This is a genomic window from Klebsiella sp. WP8-S18-ESBL-06, assembly GCF_014169755.1.
GTDB lineage: Bacteria > Pseudomonadota > Gammaproteobacteria > Enterobacterales > Enterobacteriaceae > Kluyvera > Kluyvera ascorbata_B.
On record NZ_AP022256.1, the window covers coordinates 3,108,643 to 3,133,417 of the forward strand.

The 24,775-nt window shown below is 57.0% G+C and carries 25 protein-coding genes; 21 read left to right on the top strand and 4 right to left on the bottom strand.

The window, feature by feature from the left end; all coding sequences use genetic code 11:
* Positions 1-141: 141 nt before the first annotated feature.
* The 3 genes from H7R76_RS14940 to H7R76_RS14950 are packed head-to-tail and all read left to right on the top strand — an operon-like array spanning position 142 to position 2,075.
* Positions 142-720, top strand: a complete 579-nt coding sequence (locus H7R76_RS14940; RefSeq protein ID WP_106926178.1) for a TetR/AcrR family transcriptional regulator — start codon at positions 142-144, stop codon at positions 718-720.
* Positions 721-741: 21 nt separating this feature from the next.
* Positions 742-1,560, top strand: coding sequence for a winged helix-turn-helix domain-containing protein (locus tag H7R76_RS14945; RefSeq protein ID WP_106926176.1), 819 nt, complete (start codon positions 742-744; stop codon positions 1,558-1,560).
* On the top strand, positions 1,557-2,075 hold the full coding sequence (locus tag H7R76_RS14950) for a FidL-like protein (protein ID WP_106926174.1): 519 nt from the start codon (positions 1,557-1,559) through the stop codon (positions 2,073-2,075). The genes H7R76_RS14945 and H7R76_RS14950 overlap by 4 nt, the downstream gene beginning before the upstream one ends.
* Here the strand turns inward: H7R76_RS14950 and H7R76_RS14955 are convergent.
* On the bottom strand, positions 2,072-2,371 hold the full coding sequence (locus H7R76_RS14955) for a hypothetical protein (protein ID WP_182965658.1): 300 nt from the start codon (positions 2,369-2,371) through the stop codon (positions 2,072-2,074). The genes H7R76_RS14950 and H7R76_RS14955 overlap by 4 nt on opposite strands.
* Positions 2,372-2,773: 402 nt before the next feature.
* On the opposite strand from H7R76_RS14955, the gene H7R76_RS14960 reads away from it, so the two are divergent.
* The 15 genes from H7R76_RS14960 (at position 2,774) to H7R76_RS15030 (ending at position 18,276) form a co-directional block, all read left to right on the top strand.
* Complete coding sequence (locus H7R76_RS14960; protein WP_001540796.1) at positions 2,774-3,052, top strand: BMC domain-containing protein; 279 nt, start codon at positions 2,774-2,776, stop codon at positions 3,050-3,052.
* A gap of 16 nt (positions 3,053-3,068) precedes the next feature.
* Positions 3,069-3,353, top strand: coding sequence for a BMC domain-containing protein (locus H7R76_RS14965; RefSeq protein ID WP_065356252.1), 285 nt, complete (start codon positions 3,069-3,071; stop codon positions 3,351-3,353).
* Between the two features lie 14 nt (positions 3,354-3,367).
* Entirely contained in the window at positions 3,368-3,646 is a 279-nt protein-coding gene (locus H7R76_RS14970) for a BMC domain-containing protein (RefSeq protein WP_015585230.1), read from the top strand.
* Between the two features lie 53 nt (positions 3,647-3,699).
* Entirely contained in the window at positions 3,700-5,286 is a 1,587-nt protein-coding gene (locus H7R76_RS14975; RefSeq protein ID WP_106926170.1) for an acetaldehyde dehydrogenase (acetylating), read from the top strand.
* Between the two features lie 26 nt (positions 5,287-5,312).
* Positions 5,313-5,570 (top strand): EutN/CcmL family microcompartment protein, encoded by a 258-nt coding sequence (locus H7R76_RS14980; protein ID WP_182929126.1) that lies wholly within the window; start codon positions 5,313-5,315, stop codon positions 5,568-5,570.
* Between the two features lie 15 nt (positions 5,571-5,585).
* Positions 5,586-6,746: a 1-propanol dehydrogenase PduQ gene (locus tag H7R76_RS14985; RefSeq protein ID WP_106926166.1), complete on the top strand. Its 1,161-nt coding sequence runs from the start codon at positions 5,586-5,588 to the stop codon at positions 6,744-6,746.
* 77 nt (positions 6,747-6,823) lie between these two features.
* Complete coding sequence (cutC, locus tag H7R76_RS14990; RefSeq protein WP_182929127.1) at positions 6,824-10,210, top strand: choline trimethylamine-lyase; 3,387 nt, start codon at positions 6,824-6,826, stop codon at positions 10,208-10,210.
* A 54-nt stretch (positions 10,211-10,264) separates the two neighbouring features.
* Complete coding sequence (cutD, locus tag H7R76_RS14995) at positions 10,265-11,212, top strand: choline TMA-lyase-activating enzyme (RefSeq protein ID WP_182968003.1); 948 nt, start codon at positions 10,265-10,267, stop codon at positions 11,210-11,212.
* Between the two features lie 11 nt (positions 11,213-11,223).
* A complete protein-coding gene (locus H7R76_RS15000; protein ID WP_182965660.1) occupies positions 11,224-11,637 on the top strand; it encodes a BMC domain-containing protein in 414 nt (137 codons plus the stop codon).
* Positions 11,634-12,254, top strand: coding sequence for a phosphate propanoyltransferase (locus tag H7R76_RS15005; RefSeq protein ID WP_106926160.1), 621 nt, complete (start codon positions 11,634-11,636; stop codon positions 12,252-12,254). The genes H7R76_RS15000 and H7R76_RS15005 overlap by 4 nt, the downstream gene beginning before the upstream one ends.
* Before the next feature lie 11 nt (positions 12,255-12,265).
* A complete protein-coding gene (locus H7R76_RS15010) occupies positions 12,266-12,946 on the top strand; it encodes a hypothetical protein (protein ID WP_182965663.1) in 681 nt (226 codons plus the stop codon).
* A 19-nt stretch (positions 12,947-12,965) separates the two neighbouring features.
* Positions 12,966-13,376 carry a DMT family transporter gene (locus H7R76_RS15015; RefSeq protein ID WP_182965665.1) on the top strand — a complete coding sequence of 137 codons (411 nt, stop codon included), beginning with the start codon at positions 12,966-12,968 and terminating at the stop codon, positions 13,374-13,376.
* A 17-nt stretch (positions 13,377-13,393) separates the two neighbouring features.
* Positions 13,394-13,723 carry a DMT family transporter gene (locus tag H7R76_RS15020; protein WP_106926154.1) on the top strand — a complete coding sequence of 110 codons (330 nt, stop codon included), beginning with the start codon at positions 13,394-13,396 and terminating at the stop codon, positions 13,721-13,723.
* A gap of 690 nt (positions 13,724-14,413) precedes the next feature.
* The gene (locus H7R76_RS15025) at positions 14,414-15,937 is read left to right on the top strand and encodes a sensor domain-containing diguanylate cyclase (RefSeq protein ID WP_182929131.1); all 1,524 of its coding nucleotides are present in this window, start codon (positions 14,414-14,416) and stop codon (positions 15,935-15,937) included.
* Between the two features lie 245 nt (positions 15,938-16,182).
* Positions 16,183-18,276, top strand: a complete 2,094-nt coding sequence (locus tag H7R76_RS15030; RefSeq protein WP_182965667.1) for a heparinase II/III domain-containing protein — start codon at positions 16,183-16,185, stop codon at positions 18,274-18,276.
* Here the strand turns inward: H7R76_RS15030 and H7R76_RS15035 are convergent, their stop codons facing one another.
* Positions 18,277-18,972 (bottom strand): FadR/GntR family transcriptional regulator, encoded by a 696-nt coding sequence (locus H7R76_RS15035; RefSeq protein ID WP_106926148.1) that lies wholly within the window; start codon positions 18,970-18,972, stop codon positions 18,277-18,279.
* Between the two features lie 316 nt (positions 18,973-19,288).
* On the opposite strand from H7R76_RS15035, the gene H7R76_RS15040 reads away from it, so the two are divergent.
* From H7R76_RS15040 to pdeB, 3 genes are all read left to right on the top strand, one after another.
* Positions 19,289-21,073 (top strand): sodium:solute symporter family transporter, encoded by a 1,785-nt coding sequence (locus tag H7R76_RS15040; protein ID WP_182929133.1) that lies wholly within the window; start codon positions 19,289-19,291, stop codon positions 21,071-21,073.
* On the top strand, positions 21,051-21,827 hold the full coding sequence (locus H7R76_RS15045) for an SDR family NAD(P)-dependent oxidoreductase (protein ID WP_182965669.1): 777 nt from the start codon (positions 21,051-21,053) through the stop codon (positions 21,825-21,827). The genes H7R76_RS15040 and H7R76_RS15045 overlap by 23 nt, the downstream gene beginning before the upstream one ends.
* A 181-nt stretch (positions 21,828-22,008) precedes the next feature.
* Positions 22,009-23,577 carry a cyclic di-3',5'-guanosine monophosphate phosphodiesterase PdeB gene (gene pdeB, locus H7R76_RS15050; protein WP_182930653.1) on the top strand — a complete coding sequence of 523 codons (1,569 nt, stop codon included), beginning with the start codon at positions 22,009-22,011 and terminating at the stop codon, positions 23,575-23,577.
* Here the strand turns inward: pdeB and H7R76_RS15055 are convergent.
* Complete coding sequence (locus H7R76_RS15055; protein ID WP_227673907.1) at positions 23,568-23,816, bottom strand: hypothetical protein; 249 nt, start codon at positions 23,814-23,816, stop codon at positions 23,568-23,570. The genes pdeB and H7R76_RS15055 overlap by 10 nt on opposite strands.
* Before the next feature lie 349 nt (positions 23,817-24,165).
* Positions 24,166-24,771, bottom strand: a complete 606-nt coding sequence (locus H7R76_RS15060; RefSeq protein ID WP_182965671.1) for a class I SAM-dependent DNA methyltransferase — start codon at positions 24,769-24,771, stop codon at positions 24,166-24,168.
* Between the last annotated feature and the right edge of the window lie 4 nt (positions 24,772-24,775).

The window sequence follows — 24,775 nt, forward strand, 5'->3', positions numbered from 1 at the left end:
TATGCGCATCGCGGATGAACGCTATGATAACAGGCTGATTTCTACTACAAGTTGTGACCTCTCACGCATTACCCGCATTCATTTTACGGACATCCCGCACGCCTTGATCGCCGTCAAAAATAATCATACCGTCTGGTCGGTATGATTCGGCCCATGAATATCGACACTCAGCACCGTAAAAAAGATCCCGTCCGTTTGCATCAGCAGCTGCTTGAGTCCGCTGCGACGATCGCCGGACGAGACGGCATTGCCGCTCTCTCGCTAAACGCCGTGGCCCGCGAGGCTGGCGTCAGCAAAGGCGGTCTGATTCACCACTTTCCCAATAAACAAGCGCTGATCTTTGCCCTGTTCGCCCGTTTGCTGGCCATTATGGAAGAAGCGATTACCGCGCTCATGCAGCAGGACGGCGTGAGCTACGGCCGCTTCACCCGCGCTTACCTGAACTATCTTGCCGATCTGACGGACACCCATGAAAGCCGCCAGCTGATGGTGCTATCGCTGGCGATGCCCGATGAACCGGTGCTACGTAAATGCTGGCGCGACTGGATGCTGGACAAACTGGCGCAGGGTGACGAGCTGGACAACGGCCCAACCGGCACGCTGGTGCGCTACGCCGCTGACGGAATCTGGCTGTCGGAGTTGACGGAAGGGATCACCATGAGCGCAGGCCACCGCCGCGCGCTGGTTGACTCCCTCAATAAGATGACGCTTCCCGCATGAAGCACTGAGACTGAGGCCGCGATGCGCTACAACATCAATGCCCGTTTTATTTACGATGCTACCGACGGTACCCTGACGCTGCCGCAAAGCGATGAGCCGGACAGCCAGCTGTCGATTACCGCCAGCGCGCTGCTCGATTTTTTCCTGCGCCACCCCGGCATCGTCAGCCGCGAAGAGGTGTTGAAAAAAGTTTGGGATGACAACGGATTAACCTCCTCGAACAGCAACCTGAACCAGTACCTCAGCATGCTGCGTAAAACGTGCCGCCACTACGGTATCGACAACATCATCATCACCGTCTCGCGCGGCTATTTGCAGCTTAATCCAGACGTGTTGGTGGAACCGCTGGACGCCTCCCCGCCCGTTGAACCCGCGGAGTCCGTCCAGCCCGAGACGCAGCCAGACGCGCAGCCCGAGGCGTTACCCTCTGCCGCCAACACAGCGCTGCCGCGCAGCGCCCACGCGCGCGGTATGTGCTGGTATATGGCGGGAGGATGTTTACTGACTATCGCGCTGCTGCTGATCCTGTTTAGCCTGATTGGCCCGCGGGAATCGCGGCCCATTGCGCTTACCCGTCTCAGCCACAGCCAGTGCGAGCTGCTGGCCAGCGACGAGATGCGCCGTTCGGTCAGCGCCGGTGCCTACGGTAAAAATTTCGATGAGGTGCGCCAGCGTTTAAATATCGCCTGCAAACCGGGGGAACGCTTTCTCTTTTTCTACGGCGACCGGCTGGAAACCAACGGTCTGGGACGCGTGTTTCTTGCCCACTGCGCCATGCATGAAGATAACCCGTTCAGCTACTGCGATAACTACTTTTACTATTCCTGGAAGCCGCAATGAGACTCGCGCCGCGTACCTTTTTTGCCCTGTCCGTTCTGGTACTGATTGCCGCCGTCGGATTTAGCGCCTGGCGGCTGCTGCCCGCCAGCGACGCCGGGGCGATGAGCTGCTCTACCAAAGGCATTATGCGTTTTGAAAACATGGACAAAGAGAATGTAAACGGCAATATTCACTTCAATTTTGGCCCTCAGGGGAAAGGCTCAATGGTGGTGGAAGGCTATACCGATTCTGCCGCCGGCTGGCTGTACCTGCAGCGCTACGTGAAGTTCAACTACAACAGCAAGCGCATCTCCGCCACCGAGCGCCACTATCGCATCAGCCAGTGGGAGGCCAGCGCCTCGTCCATCGATGAGTCGCCGAACGTGATATTCGACTACTTTATGCGTGAAATGTCCGACAGCCACGACGGGCTGTTCCTCAACGCCCAAAAGCTGAACGATAAAGCTATCTTGCTGAGTTCCATCAACTCCCCGCTGTGGATCTGCACGCTGAAATCAGGCAGCACGCTGAACTAACCCACATCATCAAAAAAGCCCTTCCCCGGAGAGTCATGCTGGTCAGTTAACGCGTTGAATTCAGGAACCGGAACCGTAGGCCGGATAAGGCGTTTACGCCACCATCCGGCAATCTGCCGCGCGGTATGCCGGATGGCGCTTTGCTTATCCGGCTTACGAATATAGCTTAACTGACTGGCATGACTCCCCGGAGCAAAATCCCGCTCTGCCGCGCTAAATGCATAGTGAAGGCCGTCACCGCGAGCCACTCGCTCGACAAAAATGTCGTTATTAACGAAGTTAATAGTGTGATACACCGCACTCTTCGGCTTAACCTCATTTTTTCAACTGAATAAACAGCACTTTTTGCATTTAGACTCCATAAAAAATCTTGAGCCTCGCCACAGTTAACCGCCCGCCTTTTTACCCCAGCCGCATAATTATTTAGCAAATAAATAACATTTATCGCCGATGAAAAATTTGCGCTCCAGGCCGCGATATTGGCAGCCAAATCGCCTCCTCCATAACAGGACAAATAGATAAATGGCGGTGATAAAATAGCTAAATCACAGAGTTTTATTCTAATTCACTACGCCTTCTGGATTTAAATTCCAAATCACTCGCCCTTCCTTATAGTGACTCACGAACGCCGCAGCCGTGGGTAAATGCCGTGACACGGACGGTTTTCCAAATCACAAACCTGTTCTGAGGAGAAAGCCATGGGTGATGCATTAGGGCTTATCGAAACCAAAGGTCTGGTGGCCTGCATTGAGGCGGCGGATGCGATGTGTAAAGCCGCTAACGTCGAACTGATTGGCTATGAAAACGTCGGCTCCGGCCTGGTCACCGCGATGGTGAAAGGCGACGTCGGCGCGGTGAAGGCGGCGGTAGATTCCGGCGTCGAGTCCGCGCAGCGCATCGGGGAAGTGGTGACGTCGCTGGTCATTGCGCGTCCGCATAACGACATCAACAAAATCGTCATTAAACACAAGGCTTAAGGCCAGGAGAACGCAAATGGGTGATGCATTAGGTTTGATCGAAACCAAAGGCCTGGTGGCCTGCATTGAAGCGGCGGACGCGATGTGTAAAGCCGCTAACGTCGAACTGATCGGCTATGAAAACGTCGGCTCCGGCCTGGTTACCGCGATGGTGAAAGGCGACGTCGGCGCGGTAAAAGCGGCGGTGGACTCCGGCGTCGAGTCCGCACAGCGCATCGGTGAAGTGGTGACCTCGCTGGTTATCGCCCGCCCGCATAACGACATCAACAAGATTGTCGCTCACTACAAAATTACCGAATAACCGGAGAAATCATGATGAAAGAAGCGCTTGGCTTAATTGAAACCAAAGGACTGGTGGCCTGCATTGAAGCGGCAGACGCCATGTGTAAAGCCGCCAACGTTGAGCTGATTGGCTATGAAAACGTCGGCTCCGGCCTGGTCACCGCGATGGTGAAAGGCGACGTCGGCGCGGTGAACGCCGCGGTGGATTCCGGCGTGGAAGCGGCAAAACGCATTGGTGAAGTCGTCACCTCCCGCGTGATTGCGCGCCCGCATAACGATATCGAAAAAATCGCGTCGCAGCACAAAGCATGACCTGACTGGGCACGCCCCGTCTGCACTCTTTTAGTCTGATGAAGGATAGACTCATGATTGAACTGGATACCGATTTGCGCTCTCGCCAGAATGCGCGTGAGCTGGTGCGTAACGCCAAAAAGGCGCAAGCGATTATGGCCACTTTTTCGCAGCAGCAAATCGACGCCATCGTGAAGAACGTGGCCCAGGAAGCGGCGCATCATGCCGAAGCGCTGGCGAAAATGGCCGCAGAAGAAACCGGGTTTGGCAACTGGCAGGACAAAGTCCTGAAGAACCGTTTTGCCTCGCTGCGCGTTTACGATGCCATCAAAGATATGAAGACCGTCGGCATCATTCATGACGATCAAGCGAAAAAAGTGATGGACGTGGGCGTACCGCTGGGCGTGATTTGCGCGCTGGTGCCGTCGACCAACCCGACCTCGACCGTCATCTACAAAACGCTGATTGCGCTGAAAGCCGGTAACGCCATTATCTTCTCGCCGCATCCGGGGGCGCGTCAGTGCAGCTGGAAAGCCATTGAGATCGTTAAACGCGCGGCAGAAGCGGCGGGCGCACCGGCAGGTATCGTCGACGGTATTACCGAACTGACGCTGGAAGCCACTTCCGAGCTGATGCACAGCAAGGACGTCTCGCTGATCCTGGCGACCGGCGGCGAAGGCATGGTGCGCGCGGCCTATGCCTCCGGTACGCCGACCATCAGCGGCGGCCCGGGTAACGGCCCGGCGTTTATCGAGCGCAGCGCCGATATCCACCACGCGGTGAAAGATATCATCACCAGCAAAACCTTCGATAACGGCGTGATCTGCGCCTCTGAGCAGTCGATCATCGTCGAACGCTGCATTTACGATGAAGTCCACCGCGAACTGGAAGCTCAGGGCGCCTACTTCATGAACGAAAGCGAAGCGGCGAAAATGGCGGCCCTGCTGCTGCGCCCGAACGGCACCATCAATCCACAAGTGGTCGGCAAAACGGCGCTCTATTTAAGCCAGATGGCGGGCTTCTGCGTTCCGGCCAGCACCCGCGTGCTGATTGCCGCACAGACCACCGTCTCCCACAAGAACCCATACTCGCGCGAAAAACTGTGCCCGGTGCTGGGCTTGTACGTGGAAGAGGACTGGAAAGCCGCCTGCCACCGCGTGGTGGAGCTGCTGACCAACGAAGGTCTTGGCCACACGCTGGTGATCCACACCCGTAACCAGGACGTGATCCGCCAGTTCTGCCTCGAAAAACCGGTCAACCGCATCCTCATCAATACGCCCGCGGCCCTCGGTGGCATCGGTGCCACCACCAATATCTCGCCGGCGCTGACGCTCGGCTGCGGCGCGGTCGGCGGCGGTTCCAGCTCCGACAACGTCGGGCCGATGAACCTGCTGAACGTGCGCAAAGTGGGTTACGGCGTGCGTTCGATTGATGAACTGCGCGCGCCGGGCAGCCGTGTGGAACCACAGCCGACGGTCGTCAGCCCGCAGGCAGACCCGCGCCGCAGCATCCTCGACGACGCACGCTTCGCCTCCCCTGCTCCGGCCAGCACCGCGGGTGATAACCGCTTTGCCAGCGCAACGGCAGCCGTAGAAGGCGACATCAGCGAGCAGAACGTGGAGCGCGTCATCCGCCAGGTGCTTGAGCGCTTAGGCAAGTAACGCATTGATATAAGGCGATAAAAAAGATGATTCTCGCAAAAGTAACCGGACATGTCGTCGCCACGCAGAAATGCGATGAGCTGCGCGGCAGCAATCTGCTGATGATCACGCAGCTGGATGATGAACAGCGCCCCATGAAGGACCGCACCTGGGTCGCCGTCGACAGCGTCGGCGCGGGGATGCACGACATCGTGCTGGCGGAGGAGTATTTCGCGCTCAACAAGGACCGTTATAAAGCGATGTCCGTGGTCGCCATTGTCGAGAACGTCTTTCGGGACGCTTGAGGAGTGAATAACCCAATGAGTGAATTTTTACTGAAACCCCGGATCTGCTTCGGCCAGGACGCGCTTGCGGTCCTGACCGAAGTGAACGCCCAGCGTGCCCTGCTGGTCACCGACCAGGCGATGGTCAAGTTTGGCCTCGCCGACCGCGTGACGACGATTCTGCGCGCGCGCGGCGTTGACGTGCAGATCTGGGACGACGTGGTGGCCGACCCGGATATCGCCACGGTCGTGCGCGGTATGAAGCAGATGGACAGCTGCGCGCCGGATCTGGTGGTCGCGCTCGGCGGCGGCTCGGTGATTGATGCCGCCAAAGCGGTTATTTTCACCCTGGCGCAAACCCGCCCGGACGCTGCACGCCAGCGCCCGCAGTTTGTGGCCATCCCCACCACCAGCGGCACCGGTTCAGAAGTCACCAGCTTCTCGGTAGTCAAAGCCCACGCTGAAAAGCTGGTGCTGGTTGACCCGTCGCTGCTGCCGGATATCGCCATTCTGGACCCGACGCTGGTGGCCTCCGTGCCGCCGGCGATTACCGCCGACACCGGAATGGACGTACTGTGCCACGCGCTGGAGGCCTACGTCTCCACCGCCGCCAGCGACTTTTCCGACGCGCTGGCCGAGAAAGTGGTGCAGCAGGTCTTCCGCTATCTGCCCACCTGCTGGCGCAACGGCGGCGACCTGCTGGCGCGCGAGAAAATGCACAACGCCTCCTGCATGGCGGGGATGGCGTTTACCAACGCATCACTCGGCGTCACCCACAGCCTGGCACACGCGCTGGGCGGCGTGTTCCGCGTGCCGCACGGCCGCGCCAACGCGCTGCTGATGGCATCGGTAGTGGCCTGGAACGCCGATGTTAACGGCCAGTGCGACACCGACGCTGCTCGCAAATATGCCCGTCTGGCGCATCTGCTGGATCTCCCGGCGCACACCGTGCGTGAAGGGGTGGCCAGCCTGCTGGTCGCCATTGAGACGCTGAAAGAAGAGATGCAAATGCCCGCTGGCATTGGCGCCACCGCCGTCGATGCCGCCGATTTCGAGCGCCGATTGCCGGAAATGGTCGGGCAGGCATTGCGCGACAGCTGCACCCCGACCAACCCGCGCACGCCGGACGCGCAGGCATTAACCGAACTTTATCGCCAGGCATGGAGCGGCGCACCGCTTGCACGAGCCAACGGGTAACGTCCTGGTAGGCCGGGTAAGCGAAGCGCTACCCGGCACAATACGGGCACCCAATAAGAACATCTGGAGAATACGACATGGCACTCTACAGCTTAACGCCGCGCGTCAAAGTGTTGGCAGAACGTTTACTTTCGCAAAAAAGCACCCTGTGCACCGAGCACGCCGCCGTGCTGAACGCGCTCGATAGCGATATCGCCGGCGTTCCTGCCGCCGTAAAACCGGCGCGCCGTTTCTATGAACTGATGCGCCAGCTGCCGCTGACCATCAGCGCCGACGAACTGATCGTCGGCAACCAGACCCGCAAACCGCACGGGGCAATTTTCCACGATGACAGCGCCGCGCATCGCCCGTCCGCCTTCCAGTTCCTCAATCTGAACAGCAACCTCGACTCCCCGGATTACAAACTGGTGGTCGAAAAAGGCGTGCTGGCGATTAAACAGCAGCTGGAAGAGAAAACCCGCGCGCTGGGCAGCGCCGTCAGCCGCAGCGGCATGGACGAAGTCAACGGCTGCCGCGCCGCCATTTACGCCTGCGACGCGCTGATGGCGCTGGCGCAGAACCTGGCCAACAGCGCCGAAACGCTTGCCGCTGCCGAAACCAACGCCTACCGCAAAGCGGAGCTGTTAGACAGCGCCGCCATTCTGCACCACGTTCCGGCGCACCCGGCGCGCAGCTTTAAAGAAGCCTGCCAGGCGTTCTACCTGTTCCAGCTGGCGCTTCAGCTCGACAACGGTAGCTACGCCGTCAACCCGGAAGGTGCCGATAAAGCGCTGCTGCCGTACTACCAGCATGATGTTGCCAACGGCACGTTAACCGACGCACAGGCGTATGAAATCGTTGAATGCCTGTGGTTTAAGCTGGCGGAATTAAGCGAAGTCCGCGCCGCTTGCGCAATCGACGGCTACCCGATGTTCGACGCCCTGCTGCACGGTGCGAGCCTTGAGAACGCGTGTATTAACGCGCTCTCAGAGATGTTCCTCAGCGCGCAGCAAAACCTCAGCGCCCTGAATCTGCCGGTGCGTCTGTTCAGCGGCGCGCAGCAGGTGTCTGCCGCGCCGTTCGCGCAGGTCAGTGAAACCGCTACCGTGGAAGGGCTGACGCCGCGCATGCAGCGCCTGCGTAACCACTACCTGACCGTGCGCCCGAGCGTCTCTATCTACCGCGCGCTGGCCTTCACCGAAGTGGTCAAAGCCAATCCGGGCATGCCGACCATTCTGCTGCGTGCCAAAGCCTTCCGCCACGCCTGCGAAACCGCGCCGATTCTGATTCAGGACGACGAACTGATCGTCGGCCATCCGTGCGGTAAGCCGCGCGCCGGGGCCTTCTCGCCGGATATCGCCTGGCGCTGGGTGCGCGACGAGCTCGACACCATGAGCACCCGTCCGCAGGATCCGTTCGAAATCAGCGAAGAAGATAAAAAAACCATCCGCGAAGAGATCGTGCCGTTCTGGGAAGGCCGTTCTCTGGATGAAATCTGCGAAGCGCAGTACCGCGAAGCGGGCGTGTGGGCGTTCAGCGGCGAAACCTTCGTCAGCGACCTCTCCTACCACCAGATCAACGGCGGCGGCGACACCTGCCCGGGCTACGACGTGCTGCTGTTCACCAAAGGCATGAACGGTATCAAGGCCGACGCCGAGGCGCACCTCGCCAGCCTGAGCATGGAGAACCCGGACGATATCGACCGCATTTACTACTACAAAGCGGCGATTGAAACCTGCGAAGGGGTGATTAACTATTCGCACCGCATCGCCGCCCGCGCCCGCGAACTGGCGGCCGTTGAGCAGAACGCCCAGCGCCGCGCCGAGCTGCTGACCATCGCCGACGTGAACCAGAACGTGCCGGCCAACCCGCCGAAAACCTTGCAGGAAGCGCTGCAAAGCATCTGGACGGTGGAATCGCTGTTTGAAATTGAAGAGAACCAGACCGGCCTGTCGCTGGGCCGCGTGGACCAGTACTGCTACCCGATGTTTGAAGCTGATATCCGCGAAGGCCGCCTGACCCATGAGAGCGCGCTGGAAATGATGCAGGCGTTTATCATCAAATGTGCCGAGCTGATGTGGATGTCCAGCGAGCTGGGGGCTAAATATTTCGCCGGTTATCAACCATTTATCAACCTGACCGTCGGTGGCCAGAAGCGTTCCGGCGGCGATGCCTGTAACGACCTGACCTATCTGATCATGGACGCCGTGCGCTTTGTGAAGGTTTACCAGCCGTCGCTGGCCTGCCGTATTCACAACCAGTCGCCGCAGAAGTACATGGAAAAAATCGTTGACGTGGTCAAAGCGGGCATGGGCTTCCCGGCCTGCCACTTTGATGATTCCCACATCAAGATGATGCTGCGCAAAGGCTTCGATTTCGAAGACGCCCGCGACTACTGCCTGATGGGCTGCGTTGAGCCGCAGAAATCCGGCCGTATCTACCAGTGGACCTCTACCGGTTACACCCAGTGGCCGATCGCTATCGAGTTTGTACTCAACCGTGGTCGCATGGTGCTGTTTGACAGCTACCAGGGGCTGGACACCGGCGACCTGCGCGACTTTAGCACCTTCGAGCAGTTCGATGCCGCGGTCAAACAGCAGATTGCCCATATCGTGCGCCTGTCCGCTATCGGCACGGTAATCAGCCAGCGCGTACACCGCGACGTGGCGCCGAAACCGCTAATGTCGCTGCTGGTCGAAGGCTGCATGGAGAAAGGTAAAGACGTTGCCGCCGGTGGCGCGATGGTCAACCACGGCCCGGGGCTGATTTTCTCTGGCCTGGCGACCTACGTCGACTCGATGGCGGCAATTCGCAAGCTGGTGTTTGAGGATAAGAAATACACCCTCGAGCAGGTTCGCGATGCGCTGCTGGCCAACTTCGAAGGCTTTGAAGCGCTGCGCCGCGACTGTCTGAACGCACCGAAGTACGGCAACGACGACAACTATGTTGACCAGTATGCGCTGGACATCACCGAGTGGACCGAGCGCGAGTGCCGCAAATACCAGATGCTCTACTCCACCCTGAGCCACGGCACGCTGTCGATTTCCAACAACACGCCAATCGGCGAGCTGACCAACGCCACGCCGAACGGCCGCCTGGCGTGGATGCCGCTCTCCGACGGTATCAGCCCGACCCAGGGCGCGGATAAAAATGGCCCCACCGCCATCATTAAATCCGTCAGCAAGATGAACGTGGAAACCATGAACATCGGCATGGTGCACAACTTCAAGTTCCTCAAAGGGCTGCTGGATACCCCGGAAGGCCGCCACGGCCTGATTACGCTGCTGCGTACCGCCTCCATTCTCGGCAACGGCCAGATGCAGTTCAGCTACGTCGACAACGAAGTGCTGAAAAAAGCCCAGCAGGAGCCGGAGAAATACCGCGACCTGATCGTCCGCGTGGCGGGCTACAGCGCCTACTTCGTGGAACTATGCAAGGAAGTTCAGGACGAGATCATCAGCCGTACGGTGATCGAGAAGTTCTGATAACACGGACAGTAATCGGACAAGGACGTCCGCAGTTTTCAGGAGGCAAGCGTGATTGGCAATACACAAGAATTAACCGGGCGCATTTTCAATATTCAGAAGTATTCGATCTACGACGGCGACGGCATTCGCACGCTGGTGTTTTTCAAAGGCTGCAATATTCGCTGCCCGTGGTGCGCTAACCCGGAAGGCTTAAGCAGCCAGTTTCAGGTGATGTTTTCGCAGGACAAGTGCATCAACTGCGGCGACTGCGTTAACGTCTGCCCGGCGGGCATTCACTACCGCGCGGAAGAAAACGGCGAAATGAAGCACTTCGTCAACCGCAATAAAGACTGCATTGGCTGCCGTAAATGCGAAGAGATTTGCACCCAGCACGCGCTGGATATTCTCGGCAAAGACGTCACCGTCAGCGAGCTGATGGACATCATCATGCAGGACTATGATTTCTATGTCTCCTCCGGCGGCGGCGTCACCATCGGCGGCGGCGAGATGAGCCTGCAAACCGATTTTGCCGTCGCCCTGTTCAGCGAATGCAAGAAGATGATGATCAACACCGCCGTCGAGACCCAGGGCACCACGCCGCTGGCCAACTACCAGAAGCTGGCACCGGTGACCGATACCTTCTTGTTCGACATTAAACAGATCGACAGCGATCAGCATAAAACGCTGTTTGGCATCGGTAACGAAGGGGTGCGCCGCAACCTGGAGTGGCTGGTGGACTCTGGCGCTAACGTCATTGTGCGGATGCCGCTGGTGCGCGGCTACAACGACTCATGGGAAGCCATTACGGGGGCGATTGACTACGTCCAGAAGCTGGCGAAGCGCGGCAATATCCGCCGCATCGACATGCTGCCGTACCACCAGTTGGGGCGCAAAAAGTACGATCGTCTGGAGATGCCCTACCCGATCCTCAACGATCCCACCTACAGCGTGGAAGAGCTGAACAAGCTGGAGGCGTTTTTCGCACAGTTTGATTTTGATATTCGCTTAGTTCGTCATTAAAGGAGCCGATAATGAAAAGTTTAGGCGTCATTGAAACACGTGGACTGGTCGCCGCCGTTCAGGCCGTCGACGCCGCCTGTAAAGCCGCGGGCGTGGCCTGCATTGGCTATCGCAAGGCCGGTTCCGGGCTGGTGAGCGTCTGTTTTGAAGGCGAGATCAGCGCCATTCATACCGCCATCGAGCGCGGCGTCGCGGTAGCAAAAACCGTCGACTCGCAGGTGAAATCACTGGTGATTGCCCGCCCGGAACGCTGCGTGGTGGAAGCGCTCAGCAGCCTGAAAGGCCATCCGCCGCGTGCTAAAGCGCAGGAAAAGGTTCACGCTGAACCTGCCGTTGAGCCTCAGATTCCTGCCGTAGAGCCGACACCTCTCTCTCCGATTGTTGATGAGAAAAACGCCGTGCATAAGAAAGGGAAAAAGGCATGATTGACGCCCTGCTACAGGAAAAAATCACCGCCCGGCTGGCCCACACTGCGCCCGCCATTCCGGTGGGCATCTCTAACCGTCACGTGCATCTGTCGCAGCCGGACGTCGAAGCGCTTTTCGGCAAAGGCTATACGCTGACGCCGCTTAAGCCGCTGCGCCAGCCGGGGCAGTTTGCCGCCGAAGAGTGCGTGACCATCGTCGGCCCGAAAGGCTCGCTGACCAACGTGCGCGTCCTCGGCCCGACCCGCCCCATCACTCAGCTGGAAGTGTCGCGCGCCGACTGCTTCGCGCTGGGTATTAAGGCGCCGGTCCGCGAATCCGGTCAGTTGGAGAACGCGGGCAGCGCGCTGCTGGTGGGGCCGAAAGGCCACGTTGAACTTCATTCGCAGGTGATTTGCGCCTGGCGTCATATTCATATGTCGCCGCAGGACGCTCGGGCGCTGAACGTCAGCAATGGGCAAAAGGTCAGCGTACGCAGCGGCGGTGAACGCCAGCTCACCTTCGACGAAGTGGTGGTGCGGGTGCGCGATGATTTCGCCCTTGAGTTTCACATCGACACCGAAGAAGCCAACGCCGCCGGGCTGAAAAACGGCGCGCAGGTGACGCTGGTGCGTTAACGGAGGCCATCATGACCGAGCAACAGATTGACCGCCTGGTGGCGCACATTCTCCAGCGCTTGCAGCCGCCGGTGCTGGTAATGGTGACCGCCGCAGAGGGCTATCGCCACGAGATTTGCCAGCGTCTGGCGCGCTGCGGCGAGCGGCTGCATCTGGCGCTAGAGGGCATGCTGCCCGATAGCGAACGCTGGGCGTCGCTCGGCGAAACGCTGCCTGCGCAAAGCTGGCAACGCGCGCTGCCGCCGGCCCCTTACAAAGCGCTGCTGCTGCCGTTTCTTGATTATCCGCTGGCGATGGATCTGCTGAACGGCACGCTGCACAGCCCGGTAGCGCAGAGGGTACACGATGCGCTATGCGCCGGTATTCCGGTTCTGGCGCTGCGCTACCTTTGCGATCCGCACAGTGAGCTCAACGCCCTGCGCGGCGAAGCGGACAGCGCCTATGCGGCCCATCTTGGTACGACCCTTACCCGTCTGGCCGAATGCGGCATCATGCTCGGATCGCTGAACGATCTGCTGGCGCGGCTAGAAGCGGGCGCAAAGGCGCCCACCGTCACCGACGGCACACGGCGTTATCTGACTGTCACAGATATCGTCAATAATCCGGCGTTGGCCGATTCACCCGACGCGGTATTAACCGATGCCGCCGTCGATTTTTTAAAAACACAGAGAAAAATAACCTTACCTCGATAACACACCCTGGAGTGTAGATATGTCTTCGAAAACAAAATGCTGGCTATGGATGCTGCTGGTTATCGTCTCAGAAACCTCGGCCACCTCAACGCTTAAAATGTTTGATTCCAGCGAAGGGATGACCAAAACCCTGCTGCTGGCGCTGATCGTTGTGCTGTACTGCGTGTGCTACTACTCGCTGTCCCGCGCGGTGAAAGATATTCCGGTTGGGCTAGCCTACGCCACCTGGTCGGGCACCGGTATTCTGGTGGTCTCGACGCTGGGCATGGCCTTCTACGGCCAGCACCCGGACACCGCCGCCATCATCGGCATGGCGATTATCGCCAGCGGTATTATCATCATGAACCTGTTCTCGAAAATGGGCCACGAAGACACAGAAGAGACGCCGCCTACCCCGGTCGCCAAACTCGATAACAATATCGCTAACTAACGCAAAAGGAATCGCTCATGTTTAATCTCGGATTTTTATGGCTGGCGCTGTCTATCGGCTCCGAAATCACCGGCACGTCAATGATCAAAAAAACCCACGGCTTTAGTAAACTGGCGCCATCGGTACTGGTGGTCTGCGCGTACGCGCTTTGCTACTTCGCGCTCACCCGCGCGATGAGCACCATTCCGGTCGGCGTGGCCTATTCACTGTGGTGCGGCTTTGGCATCGTCGGCGTCACGATCTGCTCCATGATCCTCTACAAACAGAAACCGGATCTGCCCGCTATCTTTGCTATGCTGTTGATTATCAGCGGCGGCATCATTATGAACGTTTTCTCCGGCATGTAACGCCCGACGGCATCTTCCCCCTCGGGGAAGATGCCAGCGATTCCCCTCAGCCCATCCCTGATTCGCCATTCAGATGAAATGGCATCCCTCTTCATGATATTTCTCCCCTTTATCAGCGTTAACAAAATCCGGTTAGAAAACGCCCCTGAATTATTATATTCATGCAAAAAGGGAAGCTATACTTCCTTTAATATGGAATTCTTTATTCCTTAATGCCTAATATTTTCCGCTAATATGTAACTTTCAGAAACATACATGCGCAACACCTTTATTGATTAAAAATAATTTATTTTTTATTGCTTTAAAGCAGAATAATAAAGGCTGAAACTATCGCACAGAATTAATAGTAACAAATTGTTCTAAAAGGATTTTACACGGAAAGTTTTTATATATTAAGATCGTTTTCACCAATCAATAATAGGTTATCGATCGTTCTGCCCTGGCGTTTCATTAATGATAGTTACGATCGGTTTGAACGATCGATATGAATCAATTTAATCGTCTTTGACAATGATATTTACAGGTTGTAACATGCGCCTCCTTTAATAAATAGCAGCCTACCTTGTTCAATGGATGAATATGGCAAAATAGGGAACATAGTGTTTCCTTTTTGTAAAACGCTGCAATAGCACAATGAAAACATTGCTCTGGTACGAATGGACCTGTTGATTTTTGCTTCTGGAGAAAGCTTTGATTAGGAACCTGAATTTTCGTCGCCCTTTAAATATCTGCTTCCTGATAACGGCTATCGTATTTACCTTAGTCTGCACGGCAGTGCTGGCGCTGCAATGGCAAGATGCCAAAAGTACCTACCAACGGCAGAATTTACGCTACGTCCAAAATCTGTCGGCCTATACCGCCAAATATCTTTCTGGCTACGAAAGCATGCTGGACGAAACCATCAAGCAGCTGGCCGCCAACACTCAGGGTAAAATCCGCGACGGCGAAAACCTTCGCCACTGGCTGTTTGAGCGTTTCAACGCTATGCCCGACGCGCGTTCGCTGATTTATGCCAGCAGCGACGGTCGCTTTATCCGTCTGCCCAATGTCGATCTGGACGATGAAACCACGCGTCAGGCCGACCCACGCAACAAGATTTGGTACACCGTCGCCATGCGCGATGACTTTGACAGCGCGCATTACACCAGCAGCAGCGACATTTTTGATAACGGCAGCCGCACGCTCACTATCTCAAAATCGTTGGTCGACAACGATGATGGTGAGAAAATTGGCGTACTGGCGGTGCGCCTGAATCGCGCGTCCACTGCGGATATTCTGAACGCCGCCGTGCCTCCCCTGCCCGGACAAAAGTGGATCATGGACGGTGAAGGGCAACAGATTGCAAGCGATCGAGGCGCAATTAGCCCCGCCGTGCTGGCGGAAGTCTCGGTGAAGCTGCATAAATCTTCCCCTTTCTTCTCTCTGCCCGAAACCGGTAAATGGTATTTCACCAGCGCGATAGGCGATACCGGCTGGTACCTGGTGCACGAGGTGCGCGACAGCGACTTAACATCCCATGTCTTTGACCGCAGCGACAACGTGCTTTACTGCCTGCTGTTTGGCCTGCTGGCGCTGTTCATCTGCTGGTGGATGGTTCGAATCGCCCTGAACGCGCTGTATATTCGTATCGCTAACGGTATCCGTAACGGCGCGATTGAACAAAAAGCGGCGGAAGAAATGCTGTATGAAGAGATCCACAACACCTCGGTGCAGCAGGAAAATATCAAAAATGAGGCGCTGACCGACGGCTTGACCGAGCTGAAAAACCGCCGCGCGTTTGATAACGATCTTGAGTTCATGCAGCACGCCGACGATTTGTGCCTGGCGATGATTGATATTGATAACTTTAAGTCGATTAACGATACCTACGGCCATGCCACCGGCGATATGGTGCTGAAAACCGTCTCCGACATTGGGCTGCGCCTGCGCGGGCTGGATAACATTACGCTCTACCGCTACGGCGGTGAGGAAATTGCGGTGTTATTCCAGAACGTGAGCCAGGAAGACGCACGGGTCTATCTCGAACGCTGGCGAGAAACCTGCGATCAGCGGCGGTTCCGCGAGGCGAATTTGCACGTAACGTTCAGCGCCGGTCTCACGGCCAAGGGCACAATGAGTATCGAAGAAGCGCTGGCCCTGGCGGACAAACGGCTGTACGAAGCCAAGCGCAACGGAAAAAATCGCATCATCAACACATCGGCCGAAAGTCACTAAGGTCACACGCGCCCTTCAAACCTCACCCGCACCGCAACGGCGCGGGTGAGTCAATGGATTCCACGCCCTGCCCTCGTTCAAGCGGCGAAAACCTCGATGACCCGCGCCTTCATATAGTATGACAAATTATGTTTATTTTGTGACCTGATAAACATCTTATAACCTTTTTTCTGGCTAAAAATCGGCTGAAGGCGTTATTTTCTCCATCAAATAGTCATACTAATAAACATAAACGGAGATGCTTGATGACGCTCGACCGCTCCTTATTCCTCTCACCCCCTGATATCACCGCGCTGCAGCAGCACTTCACGCGCGATACGCAGCCCGGCATCACGCTGCGTGAACAACGCCAGAAGCTGGAAACGTGGCTAGCGCGCCCGCAGTGGATCCCCGGCCACGGCGAAGGCGGCGGCCCGGAACATGCTCAGCATAAAGACAACTATCAAATGATGGATCTCGCCGGCCTGCACTGGCTGCTGAGCGGCGACATTCGCTATCGTGATGCGCTGCTCGCGCTGCTGCGCGGTTATGCCGATGTCTACCCGACGCTTGGCAGCGCCACCAGCCGCGACAGCAACCCGCCGGGCAGACTGTTCCATCAGACGCTCAATGAAGATATGTTTTTGCTCTACGCCGCCGCGGCATGGGCCTGTGTGAAAGGCTCAGCCAGCGCCCACGATCGTGCGCACATTGAAGAGAATTTACTGTGTCTGATGGCGCATGAGGCCATCACCGTCCACCATAGCACCTTCGATATCGTCCATAACCACGGAATGTGGTCGGTGGCCGCCATTGCCGTATGCGGCCTGGCGACCGATCGCCCGGAGTGGGTGGAGATCGCCCTGCACGGCAAACGGTACGATGACGTTAGCGGCGGCTTCTACGCCCAGCTCAATCAGCTGTTCTCCCTCGACGGCTATTATATCGAAGGCCTCTATTACCAACGATTCGCTCTGCGCCCGATGCTGCTGTTCGCGACGGCGCTCGAACGCTGCCAGCCGGAACGGGAAATCTGGTCCTACCACGATCGTTTAATCCACCGAGCCTGCATGACCCTGTTCGATATGGCCTTCCCGGACGGAACCCTGCCTGCGCTGAACGATGCCTCAAAAACCATGAATCTTCGCGATGAAGGCGCGCTGATGGCGGTCAGCCTATGCCGTCAGCACTACGGCGCATCGCCACAGCTATCGGCTATCGCGCGCTATCAGCAGGCCTGCTGGCCGTGTCGGGGCGCGCTGTTGCTCAGTGAAGACGCGCAAACGCCGTCCCCTGCCCCCCTTCGCAGCTCACAGCTGGTGCGCGACGGCGTGGAAGGCGAGCGCGGGGCCGGCGGAATTCTGCGCGCTCAGCCCGCCGGGCAGTCAGAAAGCATGGCGCTGTTGTGGTGGGGCGGGCACGGCAATATTGCCGGTATGCACAGCGCCCTGAACCACGGCCATTTTGACGGCCTGCACCTGAGCTACTTTACCCGTGGACGCGAAATTCTTCAGGACTACGGCTTCGCCCGCTGGGTCAACGTCGAGCCCAAATTTGGTGGCCGCTACGTCCCGGAAAACAACGGCTATGCCAAAAAAACCGTAGCGCATAACACCGTGGTGGTGGATGAAGGCTGTCAGAACCTGGGCGACAAAGAGCGGGCGGCGGCGCATTTTGGCCATACCCATTTCTTTCTCGGCAGCGGCCAGTATCAGGGCATGAGCGCCTTTGCCGACGACTACTGGCCGGGAGTCAACCAACAACGCACGGTGCTACTGCTGTCGCTGCCGCAGTGCGAGCACCCGCTGCTGGTCGATCTGTTTGCGCTCTATAGCGACAGCCGCCATCAGTATGACTATTGCCTGCACACTCTGGGGCAAATTATCCATTGTAACCGAGCGCTGACGACGGAACCTACCCGCTCGCCGCTTGGCGTATCGCAAGGCTATGAGTACCTTTGGCGCTGTGCCAGCGCCGAGGTGCCTGCCTCACTCGGAGCCCAGCTAAGCTGGCTTTGCGCCGACAGCTTCTACACGCTGACCAGCGCGATGCAGCAGCCCGGCGAACTGATCGTCGCCCGCAGCGGCGCCAGCGATCCGGCGTTCAATCTGCGAGAAGAACCGGCCTGGCTGCTGCGCACCCACGCACAAAACACGCTGTTTGCCAACGTGCTGGAGTGCCACGGCGAGTTCGACGAATCACGGGAAGTCTCGCGTCAGGCGCGGGGCAACGTGCGGGAGGTCATCATTGAGGAACATACGCCGACGCGGACCGTCATCCTGATTGCTTTCCATCATGGCGAGACTTGCCGGGTAGAGGTGGATAACCGCCGCGGGCGCGGCGGATTCAGCATCGCATGATTACAGGCGGTGCTTGCTGGCGTCCATCATCCCGAGGGACGCCTGGAACGCCGCCTCCGCATCGCCGGCCATGATCGCTTTATAGATACGTTCATGGTCGTCGAGGCACATACCGCCCTCTTTTGAAGAGTGGCTGATAAACCATTTGAACACCGTCGTCAGCACGTTACCAAACGGCTGATAGAAGCAGTTGCCGGAAGACATAAAGATGATGCGATGAAAGCGCGTATCGGCATCCACCCACTGTTCGGCATCAAAGTGTTGCGCGATTCGACACATCTCTTCCCACGTCTGGGACAGAGCAATACACTGCTCCCGGGTAGCGTTAATGGCCGCCAGACGCGTAGCATGCGGTTCAATCACTCGCCGGAACTCCAGAAACTGCTGGTACATTTCCAGCGTGCCTTCCATACCGCTCAGCCATTCTAACAGCTGTACGTCGAGAATATTCCAGTCGGTGCGAGCACGAACGCGGGTGCCGGTTTTCGGGCGAGACTCCAGCAGTCCTTTGGACGATACCAGCTTCAGGGCCTCACGCAGCGCCGTACGGCTAACGCCCAGCTGTTCACACAGCTCTACTTCTGTCGGTAATACGCTGCCGGGCTGCAATTGCCCGGAAAAAATCTTGCGGGCAATGTCGCTGGCAATCAGGCCGTCCAGGCCACGCTGTGTCGTCGTAATCGTCGTGAAGTTCATGCTTTTGTCATACCTGAACAAGAATGATGCCTCAGTGTAACATAGCGGCGGGCGCCAATTAGCGCATCCAGCGCAATTTTATCGGGTTTTTCCGTACATTTAACCATCGATAGCTCACTCAATAAGACATTTAGTCATACTAATACGGATTATTTTCACGCCACATTGTTTAATTATTCAACACAGATCACAAGTAACTCCCTTTTAAACGCCAAAAATTGAACCCGCTCGCAAAACGGTATACCGCAATTTTATTAGTCATACTAAATGACAAATAATACCTCATCTCCTGATACAACAAGCGAGTGTGGACATAATGGATATCAACATTATTGTGATGGTCGTGTACTTCGTACTGATGATTGCTATCAGCTACGCGTTTAAGAAGATGGGAACCGGTTCGGCAAGCCACTACTTCCGCGGTGGCGGCAGGATGCTGTGGTGGATGGTGGGCGCAACGGCGTTCATGGCGCAGTTCAGCGCATGGACCTTCACCGGTGCCGCCGGTCAGGCCTATCGCTACGGCTTTACGGCCATAGGCGTCTTTGCGGGGAATATTATTGGCTACATCGTCGGCTGGTGGTGGTTCGCTACCCGCTTTCGTCAACTGCGCGTCGATACACCGACGCAGGCTATCAGCCAGCGTTTTGGGCCGAAAAACGAGCAGTTCTTCACCTGGATTCTGATTCCGCTCAGCATCCTGAACGCGGGCGTGTGGCTTAACAGCCTGGCGGTGTTCGCCAGCGCGGTCTTTAAGTATGACTTAACGTTAACCCTGTGGATCACCGGGCTGGTGGTGCTGCTCATTTCACTACTGAGCGGTTCATGGGGCGTCGTGGCGAGCGATTTCGTACAAACGCTGATCGTCGCCATTATTTCGGTGGTCTGTGCGGCGGTGGCGCTGTTTAAAGTGGGCGGACCGGTCAACATGGTCAATGAATTTCCGTCCGGCTTCTTTACCGGCCCGGACACCGGCCCGCACTATATCTTGATCCTGATAGTCTGCTTCGCCTTCTTCTTTGTGAAGCAGCTGCAAAGCTTTAATAACCTGCAGGATTCCTATCGTTACCTGAACGCTAAGGACAGCGCCAACGCCAAGAAAGCCGCGCTGTTTGCCCTGTTCCTGATGCTATTCGGCACCCTGATTTGGTTCATTCCGCCATGGGCGACCGCCATTCTCTATCCGGATATGGCCCAATCGCACCCTGAACTGGGAAAAAACGCCACCGATGCGGCCTACCTGGTGTTTGCTGAACGCGCCATGCCGGAAGGAACCGTCGGGCTGCTGATGGCCGGCCTGTTTGCGGCCACCATGTCATCAATGGATACCGCGCTCAACCGCAACTCGGGGATCTTTGTGCGCAGCTTCTGGACGCCGGTGGTGAATCGTCATGAAGCGAAAAGCGAGCGCTACCTGCTGCGCGTGGGGCAAACCGCCTGCATCGTCAACGGCGTGCTGGTGATTCTGGTCGCACAGTATATGCAGTCACTGCAAGAGCTAAGCCTGTTCGATCTGATGATTCAGGTGGGAACGCTGGCCTCCGCGCCGATTATCGTACCGCTGTTCTTCGGGATGTTTATCCGTAAAACGCCGGACTGGTCGGCGTGGGGCACGGTGGTATTTGGTCTGATCGTCTCTTACGTCATCACCCACTGGATCACGGTGAAAGACGTCACCGATACGCTGGGCCTGACGCTGACTAACCGTGAACTCAAAGACCTGTCCGCCGTCTGGAATATTTTTTGTCACCTGGTGTTCACCGGCGGCTTCTTCTGCCTGTCGACGCTGTTCTACCGCGAGCCGGGCAAAGCACGCGCTTCGGTACTCGCCACCTTCTTCAGCAATATGGAAACACCGGTGTATGCCGACCACGAGCAGGACGGTTTCGACCGGCTGCAACGTAGCAAAATCGGCAAAATTTCGCTCGCCATGGGTCTCTGTATGCTGCTGATGATCCTGATTCCAAATCCATTGTGGGGACGCCTGCTGTTCCTGCTTAGCGCAACCGCCATCATGCTCTTCGGCTACGTACTGTGGCGCAGCGCCTCTTCTGATTCTTCAACACAAGGGAGCAACTATGTTTACCGACCTGAAAAATAAGCGCGTATTAATTACCGGGTCTAGCGCAGGTATGGGGCTGGCCGCAGCGCTGGCGTTCGTTCGCCAGGGGGCTAAAGTCGGCATCAACAGCCATACGGCACCGCCGGAGCTGCAACAAACCCTGGACAAACTACGTCAGTACAGCGGTGAGGTGGAGTTTTTCCAGGCCGATATCACCCGCTCGAACGACTGTGCGCATCTGGTTGATGCATTTGTTGCCCGCTTCGGCGGCCTGGACATATTGATCAACAACGCCGGCGGCCTGGGGGGACGCGCCAATCTGGAAGCCATTGACGATGCGTTCTACGATCGGGTGATGGACCTCAACGCCCGCTCGGCGCTGATGATGACAAAATTCGCCATTCCGCATCTGCGCGCATCGGCAAAAGTCCGCGGAGAAACCAGCTGTGTTATCAGCACGGGCTCCATCGCCGGACGCGAGGGCGGCGGCGTTGGCGCGGGGATTTATGCCGCATCAAAAGCGTGGCTCCACGATATTCACCGCAACTGGGTGAAAGAGTTCACCGCCGACGGTATCCGCTTCAATATCGTTTCACCGGGGACTATCGATACCGCCTTTCACGACGGCAAAAGCGACGAGCTGCGGGCGAAAATTGCCGCCAGTATTCCGATGGGCCGCTTCGGCTACGCCGAGGAGGTGGCGCCCGCGTTCCTGTTCTTCGCATCTCATGCCTGTAGCGGCTACATAACCGGACAGATCCTGGACGTTAACGGTGGACAAATAGCGCCATAAACGCAAAAGACGCCCCTTCAGTTAATTCTGAAGGGGTATTTCGTATCAAGCAAAAATCCGAAAGTCACAGAATAGTAGGTACAATCTTTATATTGTTATAGTCTATGGGGTCTGACCAACGATATAATCCGTCGCTAATCGTTTGCTTACTAACCTCCCGCTCGAGCACTAAGGAATCATGATGACCACGCAGCGTCTGGTGAGCATAATCACGGGCGTGCTGATTATCCTCATCTTCCTGCCCATTACGCTCAGCCTCTGGCTAGCCCACCGTCAGGCCCACGAACTCTTTAATCAGGAGCTGGATAGCTATACTGAACGCGTGATTGCTCGCTCCGAACGCGTGAGGCAGCAGACCCGCGACGCGCTGGAAGAAGTCGATCGTTTTCAAGGCGAACTCTGTAGCCTGGCGCACCTGCGTCAATTGCAGAAGGTTTCCTACCTTCATCAGTACGTACAGGGCGTATTCTACCTTGAGAACGCTGCGTCTCCCTGCGCCCTGCTGAGCAATACGCTGGCAGAGAAGGTGCCTGACTCCGAATTCACCGCGCCTGGGGGCTATCACGTCTGGCTGACCTCGCGCCACGACCTGCAAACCGATGACAAAATGGTGGCCGTCAGCAACGGTCGCTACGTTGCTATCGTCGATCCCGATTCACTGATTGACGTGTTGCCGCACCCTAACTACCCCATTCACGCTGCGTTAATTAGTGAAAACGGGCATCGGGTGATCGCCAGCAATGCCGCTATCGCGCCCGATTTCTGGCTCAATAATCTGCATGTTTTTCAGTCGACGATAGAAAAAGACGGTACGGTGTACCGCCAGCAGCATCTGCCGACGGTAGGCGCAATTTTGTTGACCTGGTCTTCCCAGCAGCCGATGGAGTCCAGCCTGCGTCACCAACTGATGGTGTGGGTTCCGCTTGGCGTTCTCCTGAGCGTTATCGCGGCGTTTCTGATGCTGCGGGTCCTGCGTCGCCTGCGTTCATCACACTACCGCATTCTCGACGCCATCCGTGCGCAAGAGATTTCCGTCCACTATCAGCCGGTGGTTGACCTGAACAGCGGGCGTATCGTTGGCGCAGAAGCGCTAGCGCGCTGGCAACAGCCGGACGGCAACTGGCTGCCGCCGGATATATTCATCCCGCTCGCTGAACAGACCGGCGTCATTAGTCAGCTCACCGAGTACATTGTGCGCTCGGTATTTGACGATCTGGGCAACTGGCTGGCGGCGCATCCGCAGCAGCATATTTCGATCAATATTTCCGCCGCCGATCTCAGTTCGCCGTCCCTACCGGCGCTGATTAAGCAACAGCTCGCGCGCTGGCGGGTATCCCCCAAGCAGATTGCCATCGAAATCACCGAGCGCGATATGGTGATGCCCAAAACCGCGTGCCCGATGATTCAGACCTACCGGGAAATGGGTCACACCCTCTCTATTGATGATTTTGGCGTCGGCTATTCGAGCCTCAGCTATTTGCAGGAACTGGACGTCGACACGCTGAAAATCGACAAATTCTTCGTCGACGCGCTGGAACATAATCGGGTGATCGGCCACATCATCGAAATGGCGAAATCGCTCAACCTCACAATGGTGGCAGAAGGGATTGAAACACCTGCTCAGCGCGAATGGCTACGAGCCCACGGCGTACAGTACGGCCAGGGCTGGCTGTTCAGCCAGGCGCTGGACAAGAAAGCGTTTATTCGCTGGGCGAAAGAGAACCTGCAAGCACATCATGCCTACTGGTGATAGGCCAGCGTTTGTACATGCAGCGGGCCTTCGGAGAGCTTCCGGCAGTGCTGCCATGTTTTTTGCCCCGCGTAGCGGTACAAAAATTCATCGGTGCGGCTACGGTGAACCAGCCTGTCGCCGTTCGTAAAGCTCACCAGCACGACGCCATCGTGCTTACGATGGCCGGACCCCACTTCATAATGCCCCTGCCACAGTTCGGATACGTGGTCATAGACATGCAGGGTAATTTCAACCAACCCGCGCGATGGGCAATTAAGATGCAGCGCCGTAGAGGTAAAATTAAGGGCCGAAGCAGGGGTTGAAACAAAAATAAGAGATAATAATAACAGCAGGTTTTTCATCATTTTACAGGTAAGCAGACTCAATTTGAGGCGCTACCATACCGATCTAATGAATACGTTTTTTTTGTTCTCGCGCAATAAAAATGCATAAATGAAAATGCAATTTTAGAAATTAAATACACTTCACAATATTATAAAAAATAAGCGGAAATATACTTTCCTGAATGGTGAATTATTTTATTTCAGAGGATGCAAAACTTCCGCCCTTTATTTCCGCAGGTGCCACACACCAGGCAACGCCGCGCTATTCTCGCTTCGCCAGCCACACGGTATGCCCGGTGCATTCCGGGTCCTCCGCGCGCATCGCCAGCACCGTGAAACCATTTTCTGCCAGCAGCGCGCGGTATTCTTCGGGGGCCAGGCTGGCGTGGAACAGCGGCTCGCCTTCAAACTCCCCCATGGCAATCCCGTCACCGGGGCCGCTGGTAAATAGCAATGCGCTCCCGGGATGACTGTGGCGGGCAAAAACCGCAAACATCGCCCGCTGATCGCCCTGCGAGAGATGGAAAAAACTGTCCCAGGCAACCAGGCCATCGAAGGTTTCCTCCAGCGCCAGAGCGCGCATGTCCTGCAGACACCAGCGCTGCGTTGGAAACTGCGCGCGGGCATAGGCCAGCATCGCCTCGCTGCCATCAACGCCGGTCAGCGTGTACCCCTGAGCCATAAAATAGGCGGCGATAGGCTCGCCGGTACCGCAGCCAATATCCAGAATATGCCCCGTTTTTCCAACGGCGGCGAGGAAGGCATCCAGCCAGCTTTTTTCAAACAGCGCGCGCGAACGTAAGCGCACGAAGGCGTCGGCGTGACGCTGATAAAGACCGAGAATGTGCTGCGCGGCAGGATGGTCCATCCAG

What these genes read in the sequence shown, in the direction of transcription:
- H7R76_RS14940 (WP_106926178.1), top strand. Translation starts at nt 142, where the DNA reads ATGATTCGGCCCATGAATATCGACACTCAGCACCGTAAAAAAGATCCC.
- H7R76_RS14945 (WP_106926176.1), top strand. Translation starts at nt 742, where the DNA reads ATGCGCTACAACATCAATGCCCGTTTTATTTACGATGCTACCGACGGT.
- H7R76_RS14950 (WP_106926174.1), top strand. Translation starts at nt 1,557, where the DNA reads ATGAGACTCGCGCCGCGTACCTTTTTTGCCCTGTCCGTTCTGGTACTG.
- H7R76_RS14960 (WP_001540796.1), top strand. Translation starts at nt 2,774, where the DNA reads ATGGGTGATGCATTAGGGCTTATCGAAACCAAAGGTCTGGTGGCCTGC.
- H7R76_RS14965 (WP_065356252.1), top strand. Translation starts at nt 3,069, where the DNA reads ATGGGTGATGCATTAGGTTTGATCGAAACCAAAGGCCTGGTGGCCTGC.
- H7R76_RS14970 (WP_015585230.1), top strand. Translation starts at nt 3,368, where the DNA reads ATGAAAGAAGCGCTTGGCTTAATTGAAACCAAAGGACTGGTGGCCTGC.
- H7R76_RS14975 (WP_106926170.1), top strand. Translation starts at nt 3,700, where the DNA reads ATGATTGAACTGGATACCGATTTGCGCTCTCGCCAGAATGCGCGTGAG.
- H7R76_RS14980 (WP_182929126.1), top strand. Translation starts at nt 5,313, where the DNA reads ATGATTCTCGCAAAAGTAACCGGACATGTCGTCGCCACGCAGAAATGC.
- H7R76_RS14985 (WP_106926166.1), top strand. Translation starts at nt 5,586, where the DNA reads ATGAGTGAATTTTTACTGAAACCCCGGATCTGCTTCGGCCAGGACGCG.
- cutC (WP_182929127.1), top strand. Translation starts at nt 6,824, where the DNA reads ATGGCACTCTACAGCTTAACGCCGCGCGTCAAAGTGTTGGCAGAACGT.
- H7R76_RS15000 (WP_182965660.1), top strand. Translation starts at nt 11,224, where the DNA reads ATGAAAAGTTTAGGCGTCATTGAAACACGTGGACTGGTCGCCGCCGTT.
- H7R76_RS15005 (WP_106926160.1), top strand. Translation starts at nt 11,634, where the DNA reads ATGATTGACGCCCTGCTACAGGAAAAAATCACCGCCCGGCTGGCCCAC.
- H7R76_RS15010 (WP_182965663.1), top strand. Translation starts at nt 12,266, where the DNA reads ATGACCGAGCAACAGATTGACCGCCTGGTGGCGCACATTCTCCAGCGC.
- H7R76_RS15015 (WP_182965665.1), top strand. Translation starts at nt 12,966, where the DNA reads ATGTCTTCGAAAACAAAATGCTGGCTATGGATGCTGCTGGTTATCGTC.
- H7R76_RS15020 (WP_106926154.1), top strand. Translation starts at nt 13,394, where the DNA reads ATGTTTAATCTCGGATTTTTATGGCTGGCGCTGTCTATCGGCTCCGAA.
- H7R76_RS15030 (WP_182965667.1), top strand. Translation starts at nt 16,183, where the DNA reads ATGACGCTCGACCGCTCCTTATTCCTCTCACCCCCTGATATCACCGCG.
- H7R76_RS15035 (WP_106926148.1), bottom strand. Translation starts at nt 18,972, where the DNA reads ATGAACTTCACGACGATTACGACGACACAGCGTGGCCTGGACGGCCTG.
- H7R76_RS15040 (WP_182929133.1), top strand. Translation starts at nt 19,289, where the DNA reads ATGGATATCAACATTATTGTGATGGTCGTGTACTTCGTACTGATGATT.
- H7R76_RS15045 (WP_182965669.1), top strand. Translation starts at nt 21,051, where the DNA reads ATGTTTACCGACCTGAAAAATAAGCGCGTATTAATTACCGGGTCTAGC.
- pdeB (WP_182930653.1), top strand. Translation starts at nt 22,009, where the DNA reads ATGACCACGCAGCGTCTGGTGAGCATAATCACGGGCGTGCTGATTATC.
- H7R76_RS15060 (WP_182965671.1), bottom strand. Translation starts at nt 24,771, where the DNA reads ATGGACCATCCTGCCGCGCAGCACATTCTCGGTCTTTATCAGCGTCAC.